Source organism: Nonomuraea sp. NPDC049400 (assembly GCF_044466425.1).
GTDB lineage: Bacteria > Actinomycetota > Actinomycetes > Streptosporangiales > Streptosporangiaceae > Nonomuraea.
On sequence record NZ_JBITMP010000039.1, the window covers coordinates 1 to 23979 of the forward strand.

The following is a 23979-nucleotide window of genomic DNA, read 5'->3' on the forward strand; positions in this document are numbered from 1 at the left end:
GGACTCGAAGTCCAGGACGCGCAAGTGCTCACCTGCCGGACGGCTACCAACCACCGAGTCTGCCGCAAGGCGACTCGCTAACACTGATTAGGACCCATGTTGGAGATTCGCGCGGCGACCGTGCTCCCCGCCCGGCGCGAGCCGATCGAGCTGCACACGGGCGACGGCCTGACCCTGGTCGGCGAGCTGGCCCTGCCACTCGACCGTGCTCCCGTGGCGACGCTGGTGACCCTGCACCCGCTGCCCACACATGGCGGGTTCATGGACAGCCACGTCTACAAGAAGGCCGCCAACCGGCTGCCCGCCCTCGCCGACCTGGCCGTGCTGCGCTTCAACACCCGGGGCACCTCGTCCGAGCGCGGCACCTCGGAGGGCACGTTCGACGGGGGCGAGGGCGAGCGGTTCGACGTCGCGGCGGCGCTCGAATACGCCGAATACCACGACCTGCCGCGTGTGTGGGTGGTCGGCTGGTCGTTCGGCACCGAGCTGACGCTGAAGTGGGCGCACGACCCGCTGGTGGAGGGGGCCATCCTGCTCTCGCCGCCGCTGCACAGGGCCACGGACGACGACCTGGACGCCTGGGCGCGGTTCGGACGGCCGCTGGTGGCGCTCGTGCCCGAGTTCGACGACTACCTGCGGCCCGACGAGGCCCGTGAGCGGTTCGCGCGGGTGCCGCAGGCCGAGGTCATCGGGGTGGACGGGGCCAAGCATCTGTGGGTGGGTGAGCCGTACGTCCGCATCGCACTGAACGAGATCGTCAAGCGGGTCAATCCAGCCGCGTGGCCGCTGCCGACGGAGGTCTGAGGCACGCCTGACGGAAATTTCCGGACGGGTTGCAGCCCTGAAGGAAATTTTGAGCAGAATGAGCAAAACTCTGGACCTGTCCCGCGACCAGGGTGAAAATCCGATCGTCAACCGAAGATCGTGGAGACGCCGGGCGGCTGGTCCGTCCCGCGCGTAATCCCTGCTCACCTTGGGCGAGGACGTATGCGGGCAGTGCGTGGGTTGGTTGCGGCGGCGTTATCGTTAACGATCTTGGCGGTCCCGGATCCGGTGACTCGCGCGGAGGCACAGACCGTCCGGGACGCTGTCCCGCAGAAAGGCCGGCCGCCCGACGAATCCGCTCTCGCGCTCGCCCGCACGCAGGGCAAGCCGGTCGAGGTCGAGTCGCTGCGCAGCGAGACCCGCCAGGTCTGGGCCAAGCCCGACGGCACGTTCACCCTGGAGCAGCACGTCCGCCCGGTACGCGTACGCAAGGCCGGCGGCTGGGTCCCCGTGGACACCACGCTCCGCCTGCGCCCCGACGGCGCGGTGGAGCCGGTCGCCACGGCGGCCGGCCTGACGTTCTCCGGCGGCGGCACCGCCCCGCTCGCCCGCCTGTCGCGCGGCGCCAAGTCCCTCGAGCTCGGCTGGCAGGGCGCCCTGCCCAAGCCCACGCTGAACGGCGACACCGCGACCTACCCCGAGGTCATGCCGGGCGTGGACCTTCAGGTGACGGCGGACGTGGACGGCTTCTCGCACCTGCTGGTCGTCAAGTCGCGGGCGGCCGTGGCGAACCTGACCGAGCTGAGCTACCCGCTCGCCGCCCGGGGCCTGTCGGTGAAAGCGGACAAGGCGGGCAACCTGGAGGCCCTCGACGAGAGCGGAGGGACGATCTTCATCGCGCCCACGCCGAAGATGTGGGATTCCGAGGGGATCACGAGCCCGCAGGCGCTCAAGGAGGGCCGCTCGCCCGAGGCCCGCGAGGCCACCATGGGTGTGGAGCTGGCGGGCAAGCAACTGCGGCTCAAGCCCGACAGGAAGATGCTGGCGGACCCGAAGACCAAGTTCCCCGTCTACCTGGACCCGTACTTCTCGGCCGCGCGCGGCTCGTGGACGGCGATCTGGAGCAACTGGCCCAACTCCAACTACCTCAACTCCAGCGACATCGCCCGCGTCGGCCGCATCAGCTCCTCCCAGACGAACCGCTCGTTCTTCCAGATGGCCACCGGCTCCACCATCCACGGCAAGCAGATCATCAAGGCGACGCTGCGCACGTACGAGACGTGGTCGTACTCGTGCAGCGCCCGCAAGGTGGAGGCCTGGGGGACCAGCGCGATCGGCAAGAGCACCACCTGGAGCAACCCGCCGACGAAGACCAGGTTGCTCTCCACGGTGAACGTGGCCAAGGGCTACAGCTCGTCCTGTCTGCCCGGCGGTGTGGAGTTCGACGTCACGTCGTGGGCCGCCGACGCCGCCGCCAAGAAGTGGAACACCATGACCATCGGTCTCTATGCCACCAGCGAGACCGACGTCTGGGCCTGGAAGAAGTTCAAGAACAACCCGGTCGCCGTCATCGAGTACAACTCGATCCCGACCGCCCCGGTGGCCGCGGACACGTGGTCGGACCCGGGCGGCCCCTGCGTCTCGGGCGAGGGGCGACCGGTCATCAGCACGGCCACGCCGAAGCTGTGGGCCAAGCTGAAGGACGCCGACAACTCGGTCAAGGGCCGCTTCGAGTGGTACAACGCCGCCGGGACGAAGACCGGCGAGTACGTCACCGCGACGGGTTCGTCCGGCTCCGCCTACTACGCGACGATCCCGAGCAGCCTGTACGCCGACGGCGCGCTCATCCGCTGGCGCGTGCGCGCTGAGGACGGCAGGGCCGCCAGCGCCTGGAGCCCCTGGTGCGAGGCCACCGTGGACGCCACGGCACCCGGCAGGGAACCGGTCGTGACCTCGCCCCAGTTCCCCGAGGACACCTGGAGCGACGGCGTCGGACTGGCGGGCACGTTCACGTTCGACCCCAACGGCGTCACCGACGTGGCCACGTACGTGTACGGGCTCGACACCACCCCCAGGACGGAGGTCGCTCCCGGGGCGGACGGCAGGGCCACGATCGCGCTCACCCCGCGCCACGACGGCCCGAACGTCCTGTCGGTCCGGAGCAAGGACCGCGCGGGCCAGCTCGGCCCGATCCGCACGTACGTCTTCAACGTCAACGCGGGCAAGGCGCCCAGCGGCCACTGGGCGCTGGACGAGGGGGAGGGCACCGTGGCCGCCGACGCCGCGAACGCCCACCCCGCGACCCTGTACGGGGCCACGTGGACGACCGGCAGGACCGGCATGGGGCTGCGCCTGGCCAACGCGTACGCGCAGACCTCGGGCCCCGTGACCGACACCAGCCGCAACTTCACCGTCACCGCCTGGGCCCGTCTGACGGGCAACGGCGCCACCGCCACCGTCGTCACCCAGGAAGGCGCGAGGACAGGTGGCTTCGCGCTCCAGTACTCCAAGCCCGACGACCGATGGGCGCTGACCCGGGCGGGCGCGGACGCCGACGGCGCCACGACCGTCCGCGCCCTCTCCGCGGCCGCCCCGAGGCTCAACGAGTGGACCCACCTGGCCGGCGTCTACGACTCCGCGGCGGGCCAGATCTCGCTCTACGTCAACGGCAAGCTGGAGTCCTCGGTGGCCTTCACCCAGCCGTGGAACGCCACCGGGCCGCTCACCGTCGGCAGGGGCAAGGTCAACGGCGCGGCGGCGGAGACCTGGCCGGGCGACGTGGACGAGGTCCGCGTCTACGGCCGGGCCATGTTCGACGACGAGGTCGCCGACCTGGTCAACAGCGCCGCCACGCTGGTCGGCCACTGGCAGCTGGATGAGGAGTCGGGCACGTCGGCCGCCGACTCCTCGGGCCGGTCCTCGGCCGCGACCCTCGCCGGGGGCGCGTCGTGGACCTCCGGCTGGCTGGACGGCGCGCTCGCGCTCGACGGCGTCAACGGCTACGCCCAGACCCCTGCCGCCGCCGTCAACACCAGGTCGAGCTTCACCGTCGCCGCCTGGACCCAGCTCGACTACCTGCCGACCGCCGACACCGCGGCCGTGGCCCAGCCGGGCAGCAGGGCGGCCGGGTTCCAGCTCGGCTTCGACAAGGAACAGCAGCGGTGGACCCTCGGCATGCGGGCCGCCGACACCGACACCGCCGCCCTCGTACGCACCCGCTCCGACGCCATCCCCAACGCGCTGGAGTGGACGCACATCGCCGGCGTCTACGACGCGCTGGCCGGCGAGCTGCGCATCTACGTCAACGGCCGGCTCTCCACCACCACCATCACCGACCACGTCAGCGCGTGGAACGCCACCGGCCCGCTGCAACTGGGCCGGACCAAGAGCGCGGGCGCCTTCACCGGCTACTGGCCAGGAGCCGTGGACGACGTCCGCACGTATGACGGCGCGCTGAGCGCCGAGCAGATCGCCCAGCTAGCCGCCCAGTGATTCCAGTTCAGCACCGCTAGTCACCACCCAGTAAGTCCCGATCAGCACCCCGACTGGGAGAGGTTCATGGACCTGCCGAGTGAGTTAGACCTGCCCGAATCCCGCTGGAACCGAGCTCAGCAACCCGAAGAACCCGACATTCCCGACCCCTACTGGAACCGTTTCCTGGAGCCCAAGCCCGAGTCGTCCTGGCCCCGCAGGCTCGCGGCAGTGCTCTCCATCGTCCTCGTCATGCCGGTCGCGTACGCCATGCCCGCGCAGGCGGCGTCCCGGTCGGCCCCGTCCGTGCAGAAGGAGACGCCGGTCAAGGGCGGGAAGGTCCCGGTCCTGCCCCCGCTGGCCGATCCCGTCGAGAAACAGGCGTGGAAGGCGCCACCAGGCGTCACCTGGCCCAAAGCCCAGGCGGCGGAGTTAGGCGGCAGCGGGACGAGCACCCTGGCGGCCGGTTTCCCGGTGAAGCTCGCCCCGCAGAAGGACGCCAAGGCCGTCGCCGCAGCCGACCCGGTCAAGGTCGAGCTGCTCGAAACCGACCGGCTCGGCCTCGCGCTGCGCGTCTCCCCTGGCCAGGGCGTAGCGGCGGCCAAGGCGTCCGGGAAGACCCGCCTGCAGGTCGACTACTCCGGTTTCCGCCACGCCTACGGCGGCGACTACGGTGCCCGCCTGCACCTGGTCAAACTGGAGGAGTGCGCGCTCGACGCCAAGGCGAGCAATTGTGCCCTGCCCCAGCCCGTCAAGAGCGACAACGACGTCAAGGCGGGCACGCTGACCGCCGACTTCGAGACGAACGGCCTGTACGCCCTGACCGCCGCCGCCTCCGGGCCGTCCGGCGACCACTCCGCCACTTCGCTGGGCCCCTCGGCGGACTGGAGCGTCGGCACCCAGACCGGCGACTTCACCTGGGGCTACGACATGCGCACCCCGCCCGCGCTGGGCGGCGAGGAGCCGGAGATCTCGCTGGGCTACTCCTCCCAGAGCGTGGACGGGCGCACCGCCTCCACCAACAACCAGGCGTCCTGGGCGGGTGAGGGCTTCGAGCTCAACCCCGGCGGCTTCATCGAGCGCCGCTACAAGTCCTGCATGATCGACGGCAAGAAGACCGGCGACCTGTGCTGGGACCAGGACAACGCGACCCTCTCGCTCGGCAGCTCGGCCGTCGAGCTGATCAAGGACGCCACGACCAAACAGTGGCGGCCCAAGCGCGACGACGGCACCCGCATCGAGTACCTCACCGGTGCCGTCAACGGCGACAACAACGGCGAGTACTGGCGGGTCACCACCGCCGACGGCACCCAGTACACCTTCGGCCTGAACCGGCTTCCCGGCTGGGCGAGCGGCAAGCCGGAGACGAAGTCGGTCCAGACGGTGCCGGTGTTCGGCAACAACAGCGGCGAGCCCTGCTACTCCAGCACCCCGGCCAACGCCTGGTGCCAGCAGGCGTACCGATGGAACCTCGACTTCGCCGTGGACACCCACGGGAACGCCACCACGTACTGGTACGAACGCGAGACCAACTACTACGGCCGCAACTCCAAGCCGGAACTGGGCACCCAGTACGTACGCGGCGGCTACCTCACCCGCATCGACTACGGCTACCTGCAGAGCGAGCTGTTCACCAAGGCGCCGGCTGCCCGCGTGGTGTTCGACGTGGCCGAACGCTGCCTGCCCAGCGGCACGATCACCTGCGCCGCCGACCAGCTCAAGAAGGAGACTGCCAGCCACTGGCCGGACGTGCCGTTCGACCAGATCTGCAACGCGGGCGTGCAGTGCACCGACCGCCTGGCCCCGACGTTCTTCACCCGCAAGCGGCTGACCAAGGTCACCACGCAGATTCTGTCCGGGAGCGCGTACAGCAACGTCGACTCCTGGGCGCTGACGCACCAGTTCCCCGCCACGGGTGACGGCCTCAGCCCGTCGCTCTGGCTGGCCTCGGTCCAGCAGACCGGTCACGTGGGCGGCACGATCACGGCGCCCAAGACCACGTTCGTCGGCGTCCAGCTCCCCAACCGGGTGGACGCGACCGAGGGCCGCGCCCCCATGGTCAAGTGGCGCGTCCAGTCGGTCAACAACGGGACCGGCGGCGAGTTGCGGATCAACTACGCCCCCGTCGAATGCACGGCCGGCGCACTGCCGGCGGCCGACAAGAACACCAAGCTCTGCTTCCCGCAGCGCTGGGCGCCGCTGAACGAGGCCGAGGTCACCGACTGGTTCCACAAGTACGTGGTGTCGCAGATGATCGAGGTGGACCGCGTCGCGGGCTCGCCCAACGTGGTCACCAACTACGAATACCTGGGCGGCGCCGCCTGGCACTACGCCGACAACATCCTCGTCAAGCCCGAGCACCGCACGTGGTCGGACTTCCGCGGGTTCGGCCGGGTACGGGTGCGCGAGGGAGACGGTCAGGACACCAAGCGCACGCTCACGGAGTTCCGCTACTTCCGGGGCATGGACGGTGACAAGCAGGCCGACGGCTCGAAGCGCAGCGCGCAGGTCGAGGACTCCGAGGGCGTCAAGCTGGACGACCTCGACCAGTACTCCGGTTTCGAGCGCGAGGAGATCCTGTACGACGGGGACGGCGGGGCCATCCTGAGCGCGAGCGCCGAGCAGCCGTGGTCGGTGAAGACCGCGGAGTCCACGCAGGGCGGCGTCACCAAGGCCGCGCACGTGGTCGAGGCCAAGTCCGCGGTCACCCGTACCGCGCTGCCCGGCGGCACCTGGCGGCGGACCGGCGAGGAGCGCACGTACGACACCAAGGGCCTGCTCACCCAGGTGGAGGAGAAGGGCGACCTGGCCACGCCCGACGACGACCAGTGCACCCGCTACACCTACGCCCGCAACGACACGAGCTGGCTGCTCGACTACACCAGCCGCATCCAGAAGGTCGCAGCGAGCTGCGGCACCGCCGTCTCCACGCTGGCCGCCGAGGAGGTGATCTCGGACCAGAAGGTCCAGTACGACGGCAAGGCGTACGGCCAGGCCCCGAGCAAGGGCGACGTGACCTCGGTCCAGCAGGTCGTCTCCGGTGACGGCACGACGATCACCGACAGGACGCACACGTATGACGTGTACGGCCGCGAGACCAGCGAGACCGACGCGGTCGGCACCAAGTCCGTGACCGCCTACACCCCGGCCACGGGCGTCCTCCCGACCGAGGTCACCGAGACCAACCAGCTCGGCCACACCGACCGTACGATCGTCGAGCCGGCCTGGGGCGAACCCGTCGCCGACATCGACGCGAACAACCGCCGCGTCGAGATGGAGTACGACGCGCTCGGCCGGCTGACCAAGGTCTGGCAGGCCGATCGCAGCAAGTCGGCCGGACAGACGCCCAGCACCGAGTACTCCTACGTCATGCGGGACACCGGCCCCAGTTTCGTCACCACGAAGACGCTGCGCGCCGACGGCGGCTACACCGCCAGCCACGAGCTGTACGACGGCCTGATGCGCGAGCGCCAGACCCAGGAACCCGCGCCCAGGGACGACCAGACGCAGGACCCCGCGCTGCGTGACGGGCGCACGATCACCGACACCTTCTACAACTCCCAGGGCGAGGAGTCCAAGTCGAACTCCGGCTACTTCGCCACCGGCACACCCTCCACCGATCTGCTCGCGGTCGCCGACACCGACGTGCCCAACCAGGTCGTGTCGACCTTCGACGGCGCGGGTGAGGTCAACGGCCAGATCCTCAAGGCCAAGGGTGTGGAGAAGTACCGGGTCACGGTCAAGCAGGAGGGCGACCGGGTCCACATGACGCCGCCGCCGGGCGGCACGGCGACCACCCGCATCGGTGACGCCGAGGACCGCCTGATCGAGCTGCGCCAGTACAAGGGCGCGACCCCGACAGGCGAGTACGAGGCCACCAAGTACACCTACGACGCCGCCGGCCGGCTGTCCACGGTGACCGACTCGGCCGGCAACGTGTGGCGCCACCACTACGACATGCGCGGCCGGGAGATCAAGACCGAGGACCCCGACAAGGGCGTCACGACGATGACGTACAACGACGCCGACGAGGTCGTCAGCACGACCGACTCCCGCGGCAAGACCCTGTGGTACGTCTACGACGAGCTGGGCCGCCAGAAGGAGTTGCGCGAGAACTCCGCGACCGGCCCGCTGCTGGCCGAATGGAAGTACGACGCCCTGGCCAAGGGCCACACGAACGCCAGCATCCGGTATGTGGGCGGGCAGGCGTACAAGGCCGAGATCAACGCCATCGACGTCGACTACCGCCCGCTCCGCGAGACGGTCACCATCCCGGAACGGGAGGGCAAGCTCGCCGGTTCCTACCAGCTCAACACCCGCTACACGGCCGACGACAAGGTCCAGTCGGTCAGCTTCCCCGGCGTCGGCGGACTGGCCGAGGAGCAGGTCGTCTACACCTACGACGAGCTCGGCCAGACGACCAAGGTCACCGGCCTGTCGGCGTACGTGGGTGCGGCCCGCTACTCCAAGATGGGCGAGACCCTGCAGTACGAGCTGGGCGAGGCGGGCAAGAAGACCTGGCTCACCTACACCCACGACGAGGCCACCCGCAGGCTGACCAGCATGCGGCTGGACCGGGAAGGCGCGGCCAAGACCGACCTCGACATCAACTACACCTACGACGGGGTCGGCAACATCACCAAGATCGCCGACAAGGCGAGCGGCCAGGACACGCAGTGCTTCAAGTACGACCATCTGCGCCGCCTGACCTCGGCCTGGACGGCCACCGACGACTGCGCCGGCGGCAGCCCGCAGTCCGACAAGATCGGCGGTGTGGCCCCGTACGCGGTCAGCTACGCCTACGACTCCACCGGCAACCGGACCAAGGAGACCAAGCACGCCTGGGGCGGCGCAGGTGAGACCGTCCGCGACTACACCTACCCGCAGGCGGGCGGCAAGCAGCCGCACGCGCTGCAGAGCGTCGGGCCGGACCTGTTCGAGTACGACGCCGCGGGCAACACCACCAGGCGCAAGGTCGGCACCTCGGACCAGACCCTGGTCTGGGACGCCGAAGGCAACCTGGAGTCGGTGACGGAGGCGGGCAAGACGACGTCGTTCGTGTACGACGCGGAGGGCGACCGGCTCGTCCGCAAGACACCGACCGACGCCACGCTCTACATCGACGACATGGAGCTGCGCTTCGACTACGCCAAGGACGTCGTCGAGCAGACCCGCTACTACACCGTCAACGACCAGCCCATCGCGGTACGCACGCCGGACAACCAGGTGTACTTCCTGGTCAACGACCACCAGGGCACCGCGCATGCCGCGGTGAACGCCGGGAACGGCGATCTGGCGGTACGGAGGACGACGCCGTTCGGCGAGGACCGGGGCTCGCCACCGCCATGGTGGCCGGGCCAGCGCGGGTTCGTCGGCGGCACGAAGGACGCGACGACCGGGCTCGTCCACCTCGGCGCCCGCGAGTACGACCCCAAGCTCGGCCGGTTCATGTCGGTGGACCCGATCATCGACGATGTGGATCCGCAGCAGCTCAACGCCTACGCCTACGCCAACAACAGCCCCGTCACCATGGCGGACCCTGACGGGCAGTGGGTCTGGGTCGTGGTCGCCGTCGGCGTCAGGTTCGGCGCCCGCTACCTCGCCAAGAAGGCGGCCCAGCGCGCCGCCAGGCAGGCGGCGATCCGCCGGGCAAGGGAGATCGCCAGGAAGAAGGCTCTGGAGGAGGCCAGGAGAAAGGCCAGGGAGGAGGCAAGGAAGCGGGCCTTGGAGGCCGCCAGGAAGCGGGCCAGGGAGGAGGCCAGAAGGCGGGCCGCGGAGACCGCCAGGAAGCGTGCCGCGGCGGCGGCCAGGAGGCGGGCGGCGGAGGCCGCCAGGCGGGCTCGGGAGGCCGCGGCGAGGCGACGAGCCGCGGTGGCGAACCGCAGAGCGGCGAGGAAGGCGGCTCGCGAGGCGGCGGCCGCGAAGCGGAGAGTGCTGAACCGTCAGCGGTACAACCGGCGGAACGGCCACCTTCCCAGAGGGATCCAGCATGCTCGCTCGCGCCCGGCGCGGCGTCCGACCAGCCACAGGTCGACGCAGCGGCAGGCGCCGCCCAGGGCGAACCGGCAGCCGGCACAGCCACGGCCGAGCCAGGTCTACCGGAACGACGGCACCGTCCAGCCGACCCAGTCCTACAGCGTCTACGGCAACGGCCGGATGTATCCGGAGGGTAGACCGCCGTCGAACCTCCCGCGCGGCGGCTCCGGCCAGGGTGAGAAGCAGATCTTCAAGCCGGAGAAGATCGAGATCGAGCCCAACACCAAGAGAGGGGCGGCCACGCACCTGGGCTTCCGCGGCGGGAAACTCGGTGACGACATCGCCGACTTCTTCGACACTTGGCTCGGCGGCCTGGGTTGATCCCAGAGCGGTTCGCTGAGTGATCGCCGGCGCGGGGCCTTCACGGTCCCGCGCCGGCTTCCGTCCGCCTCGCCCTCGCGCAGCCGCGGCTCAATCCGTAGAATCTTATTCGGTTTCGAGCGAGGAGGCACTGTGGACGCGTTTGCTCTCACCGGTAAGAAAGCCCTGGTCACGGGGGCGTCGAAGGGGATCGGACGGGCCATCGCGCTCGCGTACGCCGAGGCGGGGGCCGACGTGGCGCTCGTGTCCCGGTCGGCCGAGACCCTGGCCGAAGTGGGCAAGGAGATCGAGGCCCTGGGCAGGCGCGCGGTCGTCATCCCCGCCGACCTCACCGACCGCGAGGCCGCCGCCGGGGCCGTGACGGCGGCGATCGACGGGCTCGGGCACCTCGACATCGTGGTCAACAACGCGGGCGGCTCGAACTTCCTGGTCGAGTTCAAGGACCTGCGGCTGTCGGGATGGGACAAGCTGATGCGGCTCAACCTCGACTCCGCCATGACCGTCTGCCACGCGGTCGCCCCCCATCTGCTGGGTCGGGGCGAGGGCACGGTCATCAACGTGGCCTCCGTGGCGGCGCTCGGCGCGCCCTTCCTGGCACCCTACGCCGCCGCCAAGGCGGGGCTGGTGGCGTTGACGAAGACGCTGGCCGTGGAGTGGGCACAGTCGGGGGTGCGGGTCAACGCCCTGTGCCCTGGCTGGACCGCCACCGACCTCAACCGCAACCTCTGGGAGGACGAGACCGCCGGCGCCGCCACGGTCGCCAGTGTGCCCATGCGGCGCTGGGGGACGGTGGCGGAGATGGCTCAGCCGGCCGTGTTCCTGGCCAGCTCGGCTTCGGCGTACATCACGGGTCAGGTGCTGTTCGTGGACGGCGGCGCCACGGCCATCTGAAGTCCGAGCGCCAATGCCAGATTTATAGCGGACATTGGCGAAATGCCGCCTTTATGGCTGCTTATTACGGATGCGGTCAGCGTTATAGGTGATATCGGCATACGACATTGAGTGCTTGGCGCCGGGAACCGGGTTACCGTGTGGTCCGTGCAGCTCTACACGAGATCGTCCGGGACCGGGCTCCCGGTTGTGCTGCTTCACGCGTTCCCGCTGTCGTCGGCCATGTGGCTCGCCCAGCGGGAGGGTCTGGCCAGGGCATGCCGGGTCATCACGCCCGACCTGCGCGGCTTCGGCGGGTCACGGCTGGGCGACGACGAGCCGTCCATCGACCTGATGGCCGACGACGTCGCCAGGCTGCTCGACGACGAGGGCATCGACAGGGCGGTGGTCGGCGGGCTGTCCATGGGCGGCTATGTGGCCATGGCGTTCTGTCGCCGGCATCCCGACCGGGTGCTCGGTGTGATCCTGGCCGACACCAAGGCCGGCGCGGATCCGCCCGCGGCGAGGGACAACCGGGAGCGCATCGCCCAAGCCGTGCTGTCCGACGGCAGCGAGGTGCTGGTCACCGAGGTGCTTCCTGGGCTCATCGGGCCGACGACCAAGGAGCGGCGGGCCATGGTGTTCGGGCGCGTCAAAGGGCTGGTGCAGTCCGCGCCGCCGGGCGCCGTCGCCTGGGCGCAACGGGCCATGGCCGCCCGTCCCGACTCGTTCGACACGCTGAGCACGCTGAAGGCGCCGCTGCTGGTCGTCGTGGGGGAGGAGGACGAGCTGTCGCCGCCCGCCGAGGCCGAGGCGATGGTACGCGCCGTGCCCGACGGGCGGCTGGAGATCATCCCAAAGGCCGGCCATCTGAGCGCGGTCGAGCAGCCGGAGGCGTTCAACGCGGCGGTGTCCGAGTTTCTCAAGACCGGCCTCGGCGGCTCCCGCGACTGATCACCCACGTCGTCCCTTCTCCGGCGCGCGCTCCTGAGCGGTCCCGCCACGCTGGCCGGCGGCCGCACTCAGGCGTGCGCCCCTCAACGGGAAGCCGTCCGCTGACCAACGGAGGCACCTCGTCTTCCTCTTCCCTCTCAAGGGACCTCAGCCGAAGCGTGGCGGGTTCCCGGGGTACGGCGGGGACATGGACGCCTCTTCCCTCCGAAGGGCCTCAGGCGCGGTCCTGGCGCGGCACGACCACCTCGCGGATGATCAGCGCGATCGCCGCGGCCACCGGGATGGCCAGCAGCGCGCCCACGATGCCCAGCAGCGCGCCGCCGAACAGCGCGGCGATCACCGTCACGGCCGGCGCCACGTCCACCGAGCGCTTCATCACCCTCGGATAGATGAAGTAGTTCTCGACCTGCTGGTAGACCAGGAAGAAGATCACGCAGGCGATGCCGGCGGGCACCGACTGCAGGAACGCGACGCCGGACACGAGTATCGCGCCGATCGTGGCGCCCACCAGCGGGATCAGGTCCGTCAGCGCCACGACCAGGGCGAGCGCGAGTGCGTACTGGACGCCGGCGAGGGACAGGAAGATCCAGGACAGGATGCCCGCGATGACCGAGATCAGCACGTTGCCCGCGACGTACCCGCCGATGCCGGTGAGGATCTCCTCGCTGATCGCCCGCGTCCGGGCCCTCCGCGTGGCCGGCACGAGCTTGAGCAGGTAGTCCTTGATCGTGTGCAGCGAGCCGAGGAAGTAGAGCATGAGCACCAGCAGCGTCACCGTGGTGTACACGCCGTTCAGCACCACGAGCCCCGCGCCCATGATCCCGCTGGCCAGCGAGGGCCCCAGCGTGCTCGTCACGAACGTCTTGAGCTGCGCCAGGATCTGGTAGTCGGCGTCGAGCTGGTGCAACGTGGGATTCCTGCCGAGCTCGGTGACGTAGCCGGGCACCGCCGCGACGAACTCCGACAGCTGCTGGCTCACCGGCGGCACCACGGCCAGGCCGAACAGCGCGAACGCCACGATGACCCCGGCGAACACGATCGAGATCGCGCCCCTCCTGGCCAGCCCGCGCCGCTGGAGTGCCTCGACGGCGGGGTTCAGGCCGACGGCCAGGAACATCGCCACCACGATCAGGATGATCGTGCTCAGCGAATTGACGACCATCTGGGCGATCGCGATCGCGGTCAGCACACCCAGCCCGCCGACCAGCCCGAACAGGAAGGGGCCCCGGGCGAGTGGTTTCCCGGGCAGCCCGTACGGCTGCGCGGCGTCGTCGTCGTTCTCCTGAGCCCGGGTCGCTTCCTTCTCCGCGCTCTTCTGAGGCTCTTCTTCTGCGGTGGTGGTGGCGGCGGTGGGCTCGGCGTCCGCGGACAAGGTGACTCCCGGGGAAGGTCGGCGGCAAACCTTGTACAGGCTGATGGCAAAGGGAGAGCCTAGCGACCAGGTGATCGCCAGGCTCTCTCCGACCTGCTATTCAGCCCCCGTGTGCAGCCCCGTGGGTGGCCAGGCGGCTACTCCTGCCACCATTCGGCGTCGTCCTCGGACTTGGTCTCGGCCTTGGGGGCGGGCGTCGGGGCCGGGGCCTCGACGACTGAGGGCGCGGCGAGCGCGGGCTTCGGCGGGGCGGCCGTGACCGCGGGCTCCGGGTCCGCGCCAGGCAGGGGGGCGCCACCGAGCAGCTGGCGCAGCTGGGCCAGGTGGCTGGTGATGCTGTCGCGCTGGCGGGTGAGCTCGTCGACCTGGCGCTGCATCGCCGTGCGGGTGCGCTCGGCCTCGCTCTTGGCCTCGGTGACGATCGTCTCGGCGCTCGACTTGGCCTCGGCCACGATGGTCTCGGCGCTCTTGCGGGCGTTGGCGACGAGCTGCTTGGCGTGCAGGTCGGCCTCGCGGCGGGTCTGCTCGGCCTGCTGGGTGGCCTTGGTGGCCCGCGACTCGGCGGTGGCGGCCCGCTGCTCGGCCTCGGCGACCAGCTTCTGCGTGGCGGCCTGCGCCGTGGCGTGGCGCTCGGCCTCCTGGCGCTCGGCCTCCTCGCGGCGGGCGGCGAGCTGGATCTCGAACTCGGCCTCGTCCTGCGCCCGCTTGGCCTCGGACTCCTCCAGCACCCGCTGGGCTTGCGCGCGCATCTCGTCGGCCTGCCGCTTGGCGGTGGTGAGCACCTCGTCGCGCTCGCGCTTGGTGGAGGCCCGCAGCTGGGCGACCTCGCGCTCGGTGGTGGTGCGGAGCTTGGCGATCTCGCGCTCGGCGTCGGCCCGCTTCTCGGCCACCTCGTGGTCGGCGGTGGCCCGCAGCTTGGCGACCTCGCGCTCGGTGGTGTTGGTCAGCTCGTCGGCCTCGCGGCGGGCGGTGGAGCGGATCTCCTCGGCGTCCCGCTCGGCGGCGGTGCGCATCTCGTCGCTCTCCCGCGTGGCCTGGGCGCGCTTGTCGGCGGCCTCCGCCTCGGCGGCGGCGCGCAGATCGGCGGCCTCGACCTTGGCGGCGGCCTTGATCTCGTTGGCCTCGGACCTGGCGGCCTGCACGAGCTCGGTGGCCTGCTCCTCAGCCAGACGGAGCAGCTGCTCGATGCGGGCGCCGAGGCCGGAGTAGGTCGGGCGCTCCTGCTCCTGCAGCTGGCGCTGGGAGTCGGACAGATCGCGCTGCAGGCTCGTGACCTGCTCGCGGGCCTGGCGTAGCTCCCCGTCGAGCTGCTTCAGATGGTCGTGGACCTGATGCCGGTCGTAACCACGGAGCACCACGTCGAACTCGCGTGCTGGGGCGTCCTCGAAGAAGTTGTTGAGCTGGGCGTCGATGTCGGACTGCATGGAGGCTCGATCCTGGGTTGTCGAGACGGCTACACGGGCCGGACGGGGGGTTCGGGGCATCCGATCCAGGAGCCTGTGCCTCGCGGCAGGCTCCATGTCCGGTGGAAGGTCAAGCGTACTCCGCTGGTGCCACCTGCGAAGCCCCGTCCAACTTTCTGCGTGACTAGTTACATATGCGTGTTTTGTGCCTTTTCTAGTGCTTGGCCGCCTGGACCAACTCCGTCAGCATTCCTCCCACGTCCTTGGGGTGCAGGAACGCTATCTGGGAGCCCATCGACCCGTGTCTGGGACGCTCGTCCAGCAGCCTCACACCCTTCTCGCCGATCTTAGCCATGGCGTCGGTGATGTCGGGCACGCCGAACGCCACGTGGTGGACGCCCTCGCCCCGCTTGGCCAGGAATTTCCCCACGGGTGAGTCGTCGGAGAGAGGCTCCAGGAGCTGGATGTAGGAGCCCCCGCCTTCGCCGTCGGCAATGTGCAGCATGGCTTCTTTCACGCCTTGCTCCTCGTTCACCTCCCGTGCGACGACGGTCAGCTCGAACGTCTCCGAGAACAACGCGATCTTCTCTTCGAGGTCCCTGCATGCGATACCGATGTGGTCTATCCGCATGAACATGTGTGGTCCACCTCCATAGCGAGCGTGCGGCTACTCGTGGGTATGGTGTCAAAGAACCCGACGTGTGCGTAGGAGGCCGTTGTCATGTCCAGTTCCGTCATCGTGGCCGGAGCTCGCACTCCCATCGGCAAACTTCTGGGAGCCCTGTCCGGACTGCCGGCCGTGGAGCTCGGGGGCATCGCCATCAAGGCGGCCCTGGAGCGCGCCGGGGTGGCGCCGGAAGCGGTCGAGTACGTCATCATGGGCCAGGTGCTCCAGGCCGGCGCGGGGCAGATCCCCTCCCGCCAGGCCGCCGTCAAGGCGGGCATCCCGATGACCGTCCCCTCCATCACCATCAACAAGGTCTGCCTGTCGGGCCTCGACGCCATCGCGCTGGCCGACCAGCTCATCCGCGCGGGCGAGTTCGACATCGTGGTGGCCGGCGGCATGGAGTCCATGACCAACGCCCCCCACCTCCTGCCGGGACTGCGCAAGGGCGTCAAGTACGGCGGCTCCGAGGTCGTCGACTCGATGGCCCACGACGGCCTGTTCTGCGCGTTCGACCAGTGCGCCATGGGCGAGTCGACAGAGCGCTACAACGACCGGCTCGGCATCGGCCGCGAGGAGCAGGACGCCCTGTCGGCCCGCTCCCACCAGCTGGCCGCCGCCGCCATCAAGAACGGCGTCTTCGAGGACGAGATCGTCCCCGTGGAGATCCCGCAGCGCCGCGGCGAGCCGCTGGTCGTCCGTGAGGACGAGGGCGTGCGCGGTGACACGACCCCGGAGACCCTCGCCAAGCTCCGCCCGGCCTTCGCCGCGGACGGGACCATCACGGCGGGCTCGGCCTCGCAGATCTCCGACGGGGCGTGCGCCGTCGTGGTCATGTCGAAGGCCAAGGCGGAGGAGCTGGGCGTGGAGTGGCTGGCCGAGATCGGCAGGCACGGCAACGTGGCGGGCCCCGACGCGTCCCTGCAGTCCCAGCCGGCGAACGCCATCAAGCACGCGATGGCCAAGCAGGGCGTGACGGCCGCCGACCTGGACCTGGTGGAGATCAACGAGGCCTTCGCCAGCGTGGTCCTGCAGTCCGTCAAGGAGCTGGACATCCCTCTCGACAAGGTGAACGTCAACGGGGGCGGCATAGCCCTGGGCCACCCGATCGGGGCGTCGGGCGCGCGGATCGTGCTGACGCTGGCGTACGAGCTGAAGCGGCGGGGCGGCGGCCTGGGCGCCGCGGGCCTGTGCGGCGGTGGCGGCCAGGGCGACGCCCTGCTCATCAGCGTCCCCAAGCAGTAAGAGGCGCTCGGGCGGCCGGTCATCCGGCCGCCTTTTCTGCGGCTTGCGATGTAAAGAATTCTAGACATCAAGTCGTAGTTGTTTTACATTCGGGACATGGCACCCGAAGAGAAACGTGCGTGGATCATGGCGGTGGTCTCGGCCTGCGCGTACGGCACCTACGTCGCGATCATCCTGGGCAGGGCCCGGAGCGTCGCCATCACCGAGGTGCCGTACGCGGCCACGCTGCTGTGGACCATCGGGGGCGCGATCGTGGCGTCGATCGTGCTGCACATCGCGGTCTCGATGGCCGCCCCCAGGGACATAGGCAAGAAGGACCAGCGCGACAGAGAGATCCATCGGTACGGCGAGTACACCGGCCAGTGGTGCCTCGTGCTGGGCGGTCTGGCGGCGCTGTGGATGGCGATGGCCGAGGTGGACCACTTCTGGATCGCGAACGTGATCTACCTGGCCTTCGTCCTGTCGAGCGTCCTGGGCTCCGTGCTGAAGATCGTCGCCTATCGCCGGGGCCTGCCGTCATGGTGAAGCCCACCAAGGTCACCAACTCGATCCGGGCCCTGCGGTTCGCGCACGGCGAGATGACGCAGGCGGAGCTGGCGGAAAGAGTGGGGGTGACGCGCCAGACCATCATCGCCATCGAGCAGAGCCGCTACTCGCCGTCGCTCGAGATGGCGTTCCAGATCGCGCGGGTGTTCGGGGTCCCGCTCGATGACGTGTTCCATTATCCGGACGGAGAAACGTCATGAAAGCGATCGTGCGCGACACGTATGGGTCCGCCGATGTCCTGAAATATGTGGACACCGCACGTCCGGCGCCCGGCCGGCACGACGTCCTGGTACGCGTGCACGCGGCCGGCCTCGACATGGGCGTCTGGCATCTCATGGAGGGCGTGCCGTACGTGATGCGCCCCGCCATCGGGCTCCGCGCCCCCAAGACCAGAGGGCTCGGCATGGACGTCGCGGGCACGGTCGAGTCGGTGGGCTCGGACGTGACCCGGTTCCGGCCGGGCGACCGCGTCTTCGGCACGTGCGGCGGCGGCGCTTTCGCCGAGTACGCCTGCGCCCGCGACGACAGGCTCATGCCGATCCCGGAGAACTTCACCTTCGAGCAGGCGGCGGCCGTCCCGACCTCGGCCATCACCGCCCTCCAGGCGCTGCGCGACAAGGCGCGGGTGCGGGCGGGGCAGCAGGTGCTGGTCATCGGGGCCGGCGGGGGAGTGGGGACGTACGCGGTGCAGTTGGCCAAGGCGTTCGGCGCGGAGGTCACCGGGGTGTGCAGCGCCGCGAAGGCGGACCTCGTACGGTCGATCGGCGCGGCCGAGGTCGTCGACTACGCGCGCGAGGACTTCACCGACGGGAGGCGCCGTTACGACGTCATCGTCGACACGGCGGGCAACCGCCCGCTGTCCCGTCTCCGTCGCGCCCTCACCCCTCGGGGAACGCTGGTCATCGTCGGCGGCGAAGGCGGCGGACGGTGGTTATCGGGCCTGGAACGTACGCTCCGTACCGCCGTGCTGGCGCCGTTCGCCCGCCAGCGGCTCCGAGTACTTTTCGCATTCTCCCGGGAGTCGGACCTGCGGGAGTTGGCGGAGCTCGCCGGTTCGGGCCAGTTCACGCCCGTCATCGACAGGACGTTCCCGCTGAGCGAGGCCCCTGAGGCCATCCGTCTCCTGCTGCGCGGCCAGGTGCGCGGCAAAGCCGTCATCACCGTACCGGCCGGTTAGTCCCGCCGCATGGCGAAGGTCTTACCGGGATGCCGGGCACCGGCAAGGCGACCGCGCTGGAGGTCCTGGCCGCGCGCGGGCACAGGACCGTCGACGCCGACTCCGGCGAATGGAGCCACTGGGTCACGGCGCCCGACGGGTCGCCGGACCGGGTGTGGCGCGAGGACGCGATGGCGGAGCTGCTACGGCAGCTGGAGGCCCTTACCAAGCGCGACGCCCCGGTCCGACCAGGAATGGACCGGGGCATCGCGACATCGGCGTCATGAACCCGTGACGCCGCCCCCTTACGGGGGCTGTTCAGCCCGGCCGCGAGGGAGGATGCGGCCGGGCTGCTTGTGGGCGGTCATGAGGAGAGGAGCTTGGCGAGGACCGAGCGGTGGCGGCGCTCGGACCGCAGGCCCTTCCTGGCCTCCCGCACGCGCCGCTCCTCGGCGGCCGCCCGCCGCAGTTCGGAGGCGTGGTACTGCATCACGGAGTATTCGAGTTCGGCGTTCATGGGGGTGCCCCTAGTGCTCGTGTTTCTTCTTCCCTGCACTCTTAAGACTCCTCCTAAGGCCCTCCCCACCACATCGGACGGATGCCTTATCTCCGGACGTAAGGGCACATAGGGATGTACTTAGGAGGGTGCACAGAGTGACTAAGGCGCCCGTGAGGCACTAGGGCTCGTCCGTGAACTTCACCGTGACCTTGGTGAACCCGAGCGACTTCAGCAGGCCCGACATCATCGCCTTGGTGTTGGCGTCCGCCCTGGCGCGCAGGTCGCTCGCGACCGCCGCCTCCGTGATCTTCTTCTCCGCCAGCAGATAGAGCTCCCGCTGATCGCCCGGCGACCCGGACAGGAAGTCCTGCACCCGGTCGAACAGGCCACGCTGCTGCGCGAACACGTAGGACCGGCTGTTGTCCAGGTTCGGCTTCTCCAGCTGCGCCCGGGGCAGGCGCACGGTCGCCTGGGTGCGGTCCTCCGAGACCGTCACCGCGTTCGTGGCCAGGCCGGAGAAGTCGACGTACGCGTCCACCCCGCCCGCCCCGACGAACAGCGTGCGGGTGCCCTTGATCGCGTCGGGCAGGAAGTTGGCGTCCTTCTCCAGGTCCACGACCACCTGGAAGTTCCCCGTCGCGGCCTCGAAGCGGCTCAGGTCCTTGATTGACTCGAGGAGCACCGGCTGGCTGCGGTCGATGGAGCGCTCGCCGAGCGGGTTGAGCCAGGTCCAGGCCAGGCGGCCGCCCACGACGAGCAGGACCGCCAGGACGAGCAGTCCTGCCACATATCGCCACCTGCGGCGCCGCTCGGGGGTCACCCAGGGCGGCGTCGTACGGGAAGTCGTCATGCGAGCATGACTACCCGCGCGGCGATCATCATTGCCAGCCGTTTGGTGACATCTTCCAATCCGTCATCAGTCCGTCGAGGTTCCCAAGCCGGCCATGGACTTGCCGGGCGCCGCGTTCGGCGTGCCCTCGCTCTCCGGGTACACCGGGTACACGTGGCTCGACTCCGGCGTCGGGCGGACCGACGCCGGCGCCACGTGCGCCCGTGCCGGGCCTCCGCCGAAGTGCGTGCTCGACAGCCCGCAGTTCTGGAAGTCGCTGTAGAACATCCGCAACCACTCCCTCCGCTGGTGCTCGGTCAGCCACGAGAACCACGACGCCGCGTACTGGTGCTCGGGCAGCGGGCCCCCGGGCAGCGGCTCCCCGCGCAGCCACGCCATCACGATCTCCCGGTAACCGTCCGCCACCGTGCCCGGGCAGCGGGCGGCCAGGGACTCGATGTACTCGTACGCGGCCTCCTCGGCGAACCCCGCGGAGAGGTCGGGCACGTGGATGGGAGCGAGCCCGTTCGACGGCTTCAGCTCCTCCTCCAGCGGCCGCTGCTCCACCCGCGTGAACGCCGCGGGCGTGCCCGCCAGTCGCGAGGCGATCTGCGTGAACGTCGCGCCCAGCTCGGTCAGCCCCGCCCGCATCCCCGGATGCACGCACACGGTGATCGGCCAGTCCTGGCAGCTGTAGGCGATGTCCACGGCCGCGGCCGGCTTCGGCTCGGCCAGCACCCGGGCCACGCCGGTCCCGGCGGCCAGCACGGACAGCAGCGCGCACGCCAGCACCAGGGCCTGCCTGGTCACCAGCGCCGCCCAGCCGAGCAGCAGCGCCGCCGTGATGCCGAGCAGCCAGATCGTCTGGTCGAAGAACGCCGCCCCGCTCAGCCCCTGGAACAGGTCGTACGGCTCCCCGGTGCCGGGCGCCAGCTTGTCGGCCCAGCCGCGGTCGTCGGCCAGCCACGAGAACAATCCGTAACAGGCGAGCCCGGCCAGCGGCGGTGTGAACGCCTTGGGCAGCACCCACCCGGCCACCCACCCGATCACCGAGTAGAGGGCCAGCCCCGCCATGCCCATGCCGAGGCCGGACAGGCTCACCCGCCCCGCCTGGTCGGTGAGCACCGTCTTCACCGCCAGCACCAGCACGGTCGCCGCGAACGAGCCCATCACCACCACCACGATCGCCAGCGGCGCCTTCAGCGCCCGCCACGTCGTGAGCGAGCGCCCACGCAACGCCCTGCGTTTGCGCATCGCCACCCAGGCCGCGAAGGCGGCGGCGACGGGCCCGGTCAACCGCAGCGAGCCGATGACGGCGGCCACGATGTTCTCCCAAGCGTCCACGCCGGGTATCAGGACGTTCCACGCCGCGACCAGGCCGAGAGCCATGAGCACGGCAACCGTGACAGCCGCGCTGTGCTTCAGCTCCTCTCGTGAAACGCCCGCGTGCTCACGCACCCTTTTCCCCGTTGACGTACATCAAGCACCCCCCGTGCCCCTCGGCAAGACGGAAAACGATCAGCCCGGCCTGTCCCCACAGGCCGATGGACTTGGCTTCCGCGTCACCATGCGTACGAGAACCATAACTGAGCGTGATGATTGGCGTCCGGATTCTTGGTCGACCGGGGATGCCTGTCGCTCCAGGTCACCGGACGAACCGGGATGACCGGCGCGCTAGCGTATGGCTGTGTCACAGCCCAAGCCGCTCAACCTGCCGTTCGACCCCATCGACCGCGCCGCGGAGAGCTGGCGTGCCCACTTCGGGCCCTCCGCCGCCATGGCCGCGGTGACATCGATCATGAGAGCGCACCAGATCCTGCTGTCGCAGCTCGACGCGCTGCTGAAGCCGTACGACCTGACCTTCGCCCGGTACGAGGCCCTGGTCCTGCTCACCTTCAGCAAGACCGGGGCGCTCCCGCTGTCGAAGATCGGCGAACGGCTCATGGTCCACCCCACGAGCGTCACGAACACGGTGGACAGGCTGGAGAAGTCCGGGCTCGTCACCCGGCTGCCCAACCCGCGCGACGGGCGCGGCGTGCTCGCCGAAATCACCCAGGCAGGCAGGGGCGTCGTGGAGCGGGCCACCCGTGACCTGATGGACGCCGAGTTCGGCCTGACGATGTACGCCGAGGACGAACTCCACCAGATGTTCACCCAACTGCGCACCCTCCGGGTGGCGGCGGGTGACTTCGTCACCTCGACGATGCGGCAAGATGAAGAGCATGGCGGACTTCTCTAGGCCCGGGTCGCTCTACGGAGCGATTGACCTGGGCGCGCGCAAGCAGGCCCTTGAGGCGCAGGCCCGGCGGGAGGCGGCAGGTCCCCAGGCGGCCTCGTCGGCCTCGGTCGTCGACGTGACCGAGGAGACGTTCACGACCGAGGTCATCGACAAGTCGATGACCGTGCCCGTGGTCCTCGACCTGTGGTCACCGAGAGCGCCGGGCAGCGCCCAGCTCAGCCCGGTGCTGGAGAAGGTGGTCGGCGACCTCGGCGGCAGTGCCGTGCTGGCCAAGGTCAACGTCGACACCAGCCCGCAGATCGCCCAGGCGCTGCGCGTGCAGGCGGTGCCGACCGTGCTGGCGATCTTCCAGGGGCAGGCCGTCACCGGCTTCCAGCAGGTGCTGCCCGAGCAGGAGGTGCGCCGCTGGCTCGACGAGCTGATGGGCGCGGTCGAGCAGTTCTACCAGGCCAACCCCGACGCCCGGCCCCAGACGGCGCCCGGCGGTCCTGAGGCGCCCGCGGGGCCGCCGGTCGACCCCGACATCCTGGCCGCCGAGCAGGCCGTCGAGAACGGCGACCTCGACGCGGCGGCGGCGGCCTACCAGCGGCTGCTGGCCCGCTCGCCGGGCAACGAGGACGCCAAGATGGGCCTCGCGGGCGTCAGTCTGATCAAGCGCACAGAGGCCGTCGACCCCGCCGACGTCCAGCGGCGCCTCCAGGATCCGGCCGACCTCGACGCGCAGCTGCTCGCCGCCGACCTGGAGATGCTGTCCGGCTCGGTCGACGAGGCCTTCGCCCGCGTCATCGCCGTGGTCAAGCGCACCTCGGGCGACGAGCGCGACAAGGCCAGGCGTCACCTGCTCGGCTTGTTCGACGCATTGCCGGCCGAAGACCCATCTTTGGCGAAGGCCCGTAGAGCTTTGGCCAGCGCGCTGTTCTAACCTGGGTGTATGCGGGTCGTCACCATATCCGCGACATACGGCACGGCCGGCAGCCAGATCGGCCCGGCCGTCGCGGAGCGCCTCGGTGTGCCCTTCGTCGACCGCGCCATCCCCAGCGCCGTGGCCCAGGAACTGGGCTGCACGCTGGAGGAGGCGCTGGCCCACGACGACCGGGCCGAACACGGCCTCGGCAGGCTGCTCTCAGGGGCGATGCGGCTGCCCACGGTCACCTTCGGCGGCGTTGACATGTACGTGCCGGGCGCGATGCCGATCGCGCCCGAGGAGTTCGTCCGCCGTACCGAACGCATGCTCAAGGACATGGCCGGCGACCAGGGCGGCGTGTTCCTCGGGCGGGCGGGAGCCGTGGTGCTGGCCGACCACCCGGGCGCGCTGCACGTCAGGCTCGACGCGCCGGTCAGTCGCAGGATCCGGCAGACGGCCACGCTCGGGGGGCTGAGCGAGCGCGAGGCCCGCAAGATCATCGAGGACAACGACCGCGCCAGGACGGCCTACGTGCGCCACTTCTACCGGGTTGATCCGACGGACCCCTGTCAATATCACCTCGTGATCGACAGCACCACAATCCCCGTTCCGACATGCGTCGATCTGATCGTCAGGGCGGCCGAGTCACTGGATTGACCTGGGGAGCCCTATCATGGGGGAATTCTTGGTCAGTCCCGAAGGAGC

At 69.9% G+C, this 23979-nt stretch carries 19 protein-coding genes; 13 read left to right on the forward strand and 6 right to left on the reverse strand.

The features are described from left to right. The first annotated feature begins 99 nt into the window (after positions 1–99). The 5 genes from ACIBVN_RS42240 to ACIBVN_RS42260 all read left to right on the forward strand — a co-directional run bounded on the left by ACIBVN_RS42240 (position 100) and on the right by ACIBVN_RS42260 (position 12417). A complete protein-coding gene (locus tag ACIBVN_RS42240) occupies positions 100–804 on the forward strand; it encodes an alpha/beta hydrolase (protein WP_397146023.1) in 705 nt (234 codons plus the stop codon). 231 nt (positions 805–1035) lie between these two features. Further along, positions 1036–4257, forward strand: a complete 3222-nt coding sequence (locus ACIBVN_RS42245; protein ID WP_397145929.1) for a LamG-like jellyroll fold domain-containing protein — start codon at positions 1036–1038, stop codon at positions 4255–4257. 66 nt (positions 4258–4323) lie between these two features. Continuing rightward, entirely contained in the window at positions 4324–10593 is a 6270-nt protein-coding gene (locus ACIBVN_RS42250) for an RHS repeat-associated core domain-containing protein (RefSeq protein ID WP_397145930.1), read from the forward strand. Between the two features lie 132 nt (positions 10594–10725). Continuing rightward, positions 10726–11484: an SDR family NAD(P)-dependent oxidoreductase gene (locus ACIBVN_RS42255; RefSeq protein WP_397145931.1), complete on the forward strand. Its 759-nt coding sequence runs from the start codon at positions 10726–10728 to the stop codon at positions 11482–11484. A 147-nt stretch (positions 11485–11631) separates the two neighbouring features. Continuing rightward, positions 11632–12417, forward strand: a complete 786-nt coding sequence (locus ACIBVN_RS42260) for an alpha/beta fold hydrolase (RefSeq protein ID WP_397145932.1) — start codon at positions 11632–11634, stop codon at positions 12415–12417. Between the two features lie 214 nt (positions 12418–12631). Here ACIBVN_RS42260 and ACIBVN_RS42265 read toward each other — a convergent pair whose 3' ends face one another. From ACIBVN_RS42265 to mce, 3 genes are all read right to left on the reverse strand, one after another. Continuing rightward, positions 12632–13789 carry an AI-2E family transporter gene (locus ACIBVN_RS42265; protein ID WP_397145933.1) on the reverse strand — a complete coding sequence of 386 codons (1158 nt, stop codon included), beginning with the start codon at positions 13787–13789 and terminating at the stop codon, positions 12632–12634. 137 nt (positions 13790–13926) lie between these two features. Next, positions 13927–15213: a DivIVA domain-containing protein gene (locus ACIBVN_RS42270; protein WP_397145934.1), complete on the reverse strand. Its 1287-nt coding sequence runs from the start codon at positions 15211–15213 to the stop codon at positions 13927–13929. 193 nt (positions 15214–15406) lie between these two features. Continuing rightward, on the reverse strand, positions 15407–15829 hold the full coding sequence (mce, locus tag ACIBVN_RS42275; RefSeq protein WP_349450482.1) for a methylmalonyl-CoA epimerase: 423 nt from the start codon (positions 15827–15829) through the stop codon (positions 15407–15409). An 84-nt stretch (positions 15830–15913) separates the two neighbouring features. On the opposite strand from mce, the gene ACIBVN_RS42280 reads away from it, so the two are divergent. From ACIBVN_RS42280 to ACIBVN_RS42300, 5 genes are all read left to right on the forward strand, one after another. Further along, positions 15914–17101, forward strand: coding sequence for an acetyl-CoA C-acetyltransferase (locus tag ACIBVN_RS42280; protein WP_397145935.1), 1188 nt, complete (start codon positions 15914–15916; stop codon positions 17099–17101). A 96-nt stretch (positions 17102–17197) separates the two neighbouring features. Beyond that, positions 17198–17626: a hypothetical protein gene (locus ACIBVN_RS42285; RefSeq protein ID WP_397145936.1), complete on the forward strand. Its 429-nt coding sequence runs from the start codon at positions 17198–17200 to the stop codon at positions 17624–17626. Next, complete coding sequence (locus ACIBVN_RS42290) at positions 17620–17847, forward strand: helix-turn-helix transcriptional regulator (RefSeq protein WP_397145937.1); 228 nt, start codon at positions 17620–17622, stop codon at positions 17845–17847. Before ACIBVN_RS42285 ends, ACIBVN_RS42290 begins: the two co-directional genes overlap by 7 nt. Continuing rightward, a complete protein-coding gene (locus tag ACIBVN_RS42295) occupies positions 17844–18824 on the forward strand; it encodes an NAD(P)-dependent alcohol dehydrogenase (RefSeq protein ID WP_397145938.1) in 981 nt (326 codons plus the stop codon). Before ACIBVN_RS42290 ends, ACIBVN_RS42295 begins: the two co-directional genes overlap by 4 nt. Before the next feature lie 29 nt (positions 18825–18853). Continuing rightward, positions 18854–19090, forward strand: coding sequence for a hypothetical protein (locus ACIBVN_RS42300; RefSeq protein WP_397145939.1), 237 nt, complete (start codon positions 18854–18856; stop codon positions 19088–19090). Between the two features lie 77 nt (positions 19091–19167). On the opposite strand, the gene ACIBVN_RS42305 is transcribed toward ACIBVN_RS42300, so the two are convergent. The 3 genes from ACIBVN_RS42305 to ACIBVN_RS42315 all read right to left on the reverse strand — a co-directional run bounded on the left by ACIBVN_RS42305 (position 19168) and on the right by ACIBVN_RS42315 (position 21589). Continuing rightward, entirely contained in the window at positions 19168–19320 is a 153-nt protein-coding gene (locus ACIBVN_RS42305) for a hypothetical protein (RefSeq protein ID WP_397145940.1), read from the reverse strand. Between the two features lie 160 nt (positions 19321–19480). Continuing rightward, positions 19481–20152: a DUF4230 domain-containing protein gene (locus ACIBVN_RS42310; protein ID WP_397145941.1), complete on the reverse strand. Its 672-nt coding sequence runs from the start codon at positions 20150–20152 to the stop codon at positions 19481–19483. Positions 20153–20218: 66 nt separating this feature from the next. Then, positions 20219–21589 carry a hypothetical protein gene (locus tag ACIBVN_RS42315; RefSeq protein WP_397145942.1) on the reverse strand — a complete coding sequence of 457 codons (1371 nt, stop codon included), beginning with the start codon at positions 21587–21589 and terminating at the stop codon, positions 20219–20221. A gap of 223 nt (positions 21590–21812) precedes the next feature. Here ACIBVN_RS42315 and ACIBVN_RS42320 point away from each other — a divergent pair, with 223 nt between their 5' ends. Genes ACIBVN_RS42320 through ACIBVN_RS42330 form a run of 3 tightly spaced genes read left to right on the forward strand, consistent with a single transcriptional unit; the run spans position 21813 to position 23931 of the window. Next, positions 21813–22370: a MarR family winged helix-turn-helix transcriptional regulator gene (locus tag ACIBVN_RS42320; protein ID WP_397145943.1), complete on the forward strand. Its 558-nt coding sequence runs from the start codon at positions 21813–21815 to the stop codon at positions 22368–22370. After that, positions 22354–23292 carry a tetratricopeptide repeat protein gene (locus ACIBVN_RS42325; protein ID WP_397145944.1) on the forward strand — a complete coding sequence of 313 codons (939 nt, stop codon included), beginning with the start codon at positions 22354–22356 and terminating at the stop codon, positions 23290–23292. The genes ACIBVN_RS42320 and ACIBVN_RS42325 overlap by 17 nt, the downstream gene beginning before the upstream one ends. Before the next feature lie 9 nt (positions 23293–23301). Further along, positions 23302–23931 carry an AAA family ATPase gene (locus tag ACIBVN_RS42330; protein ID WP_397145945.1) on the forward strand — a complete coding sequence of 210 codons (630 nt, stop codon included), beginning with the start codon at positions 23302–23304 and terminating at the stop codon, positions 23929–23931. Positions 23932–23979 lie beyond the last annotated feature (48 nt).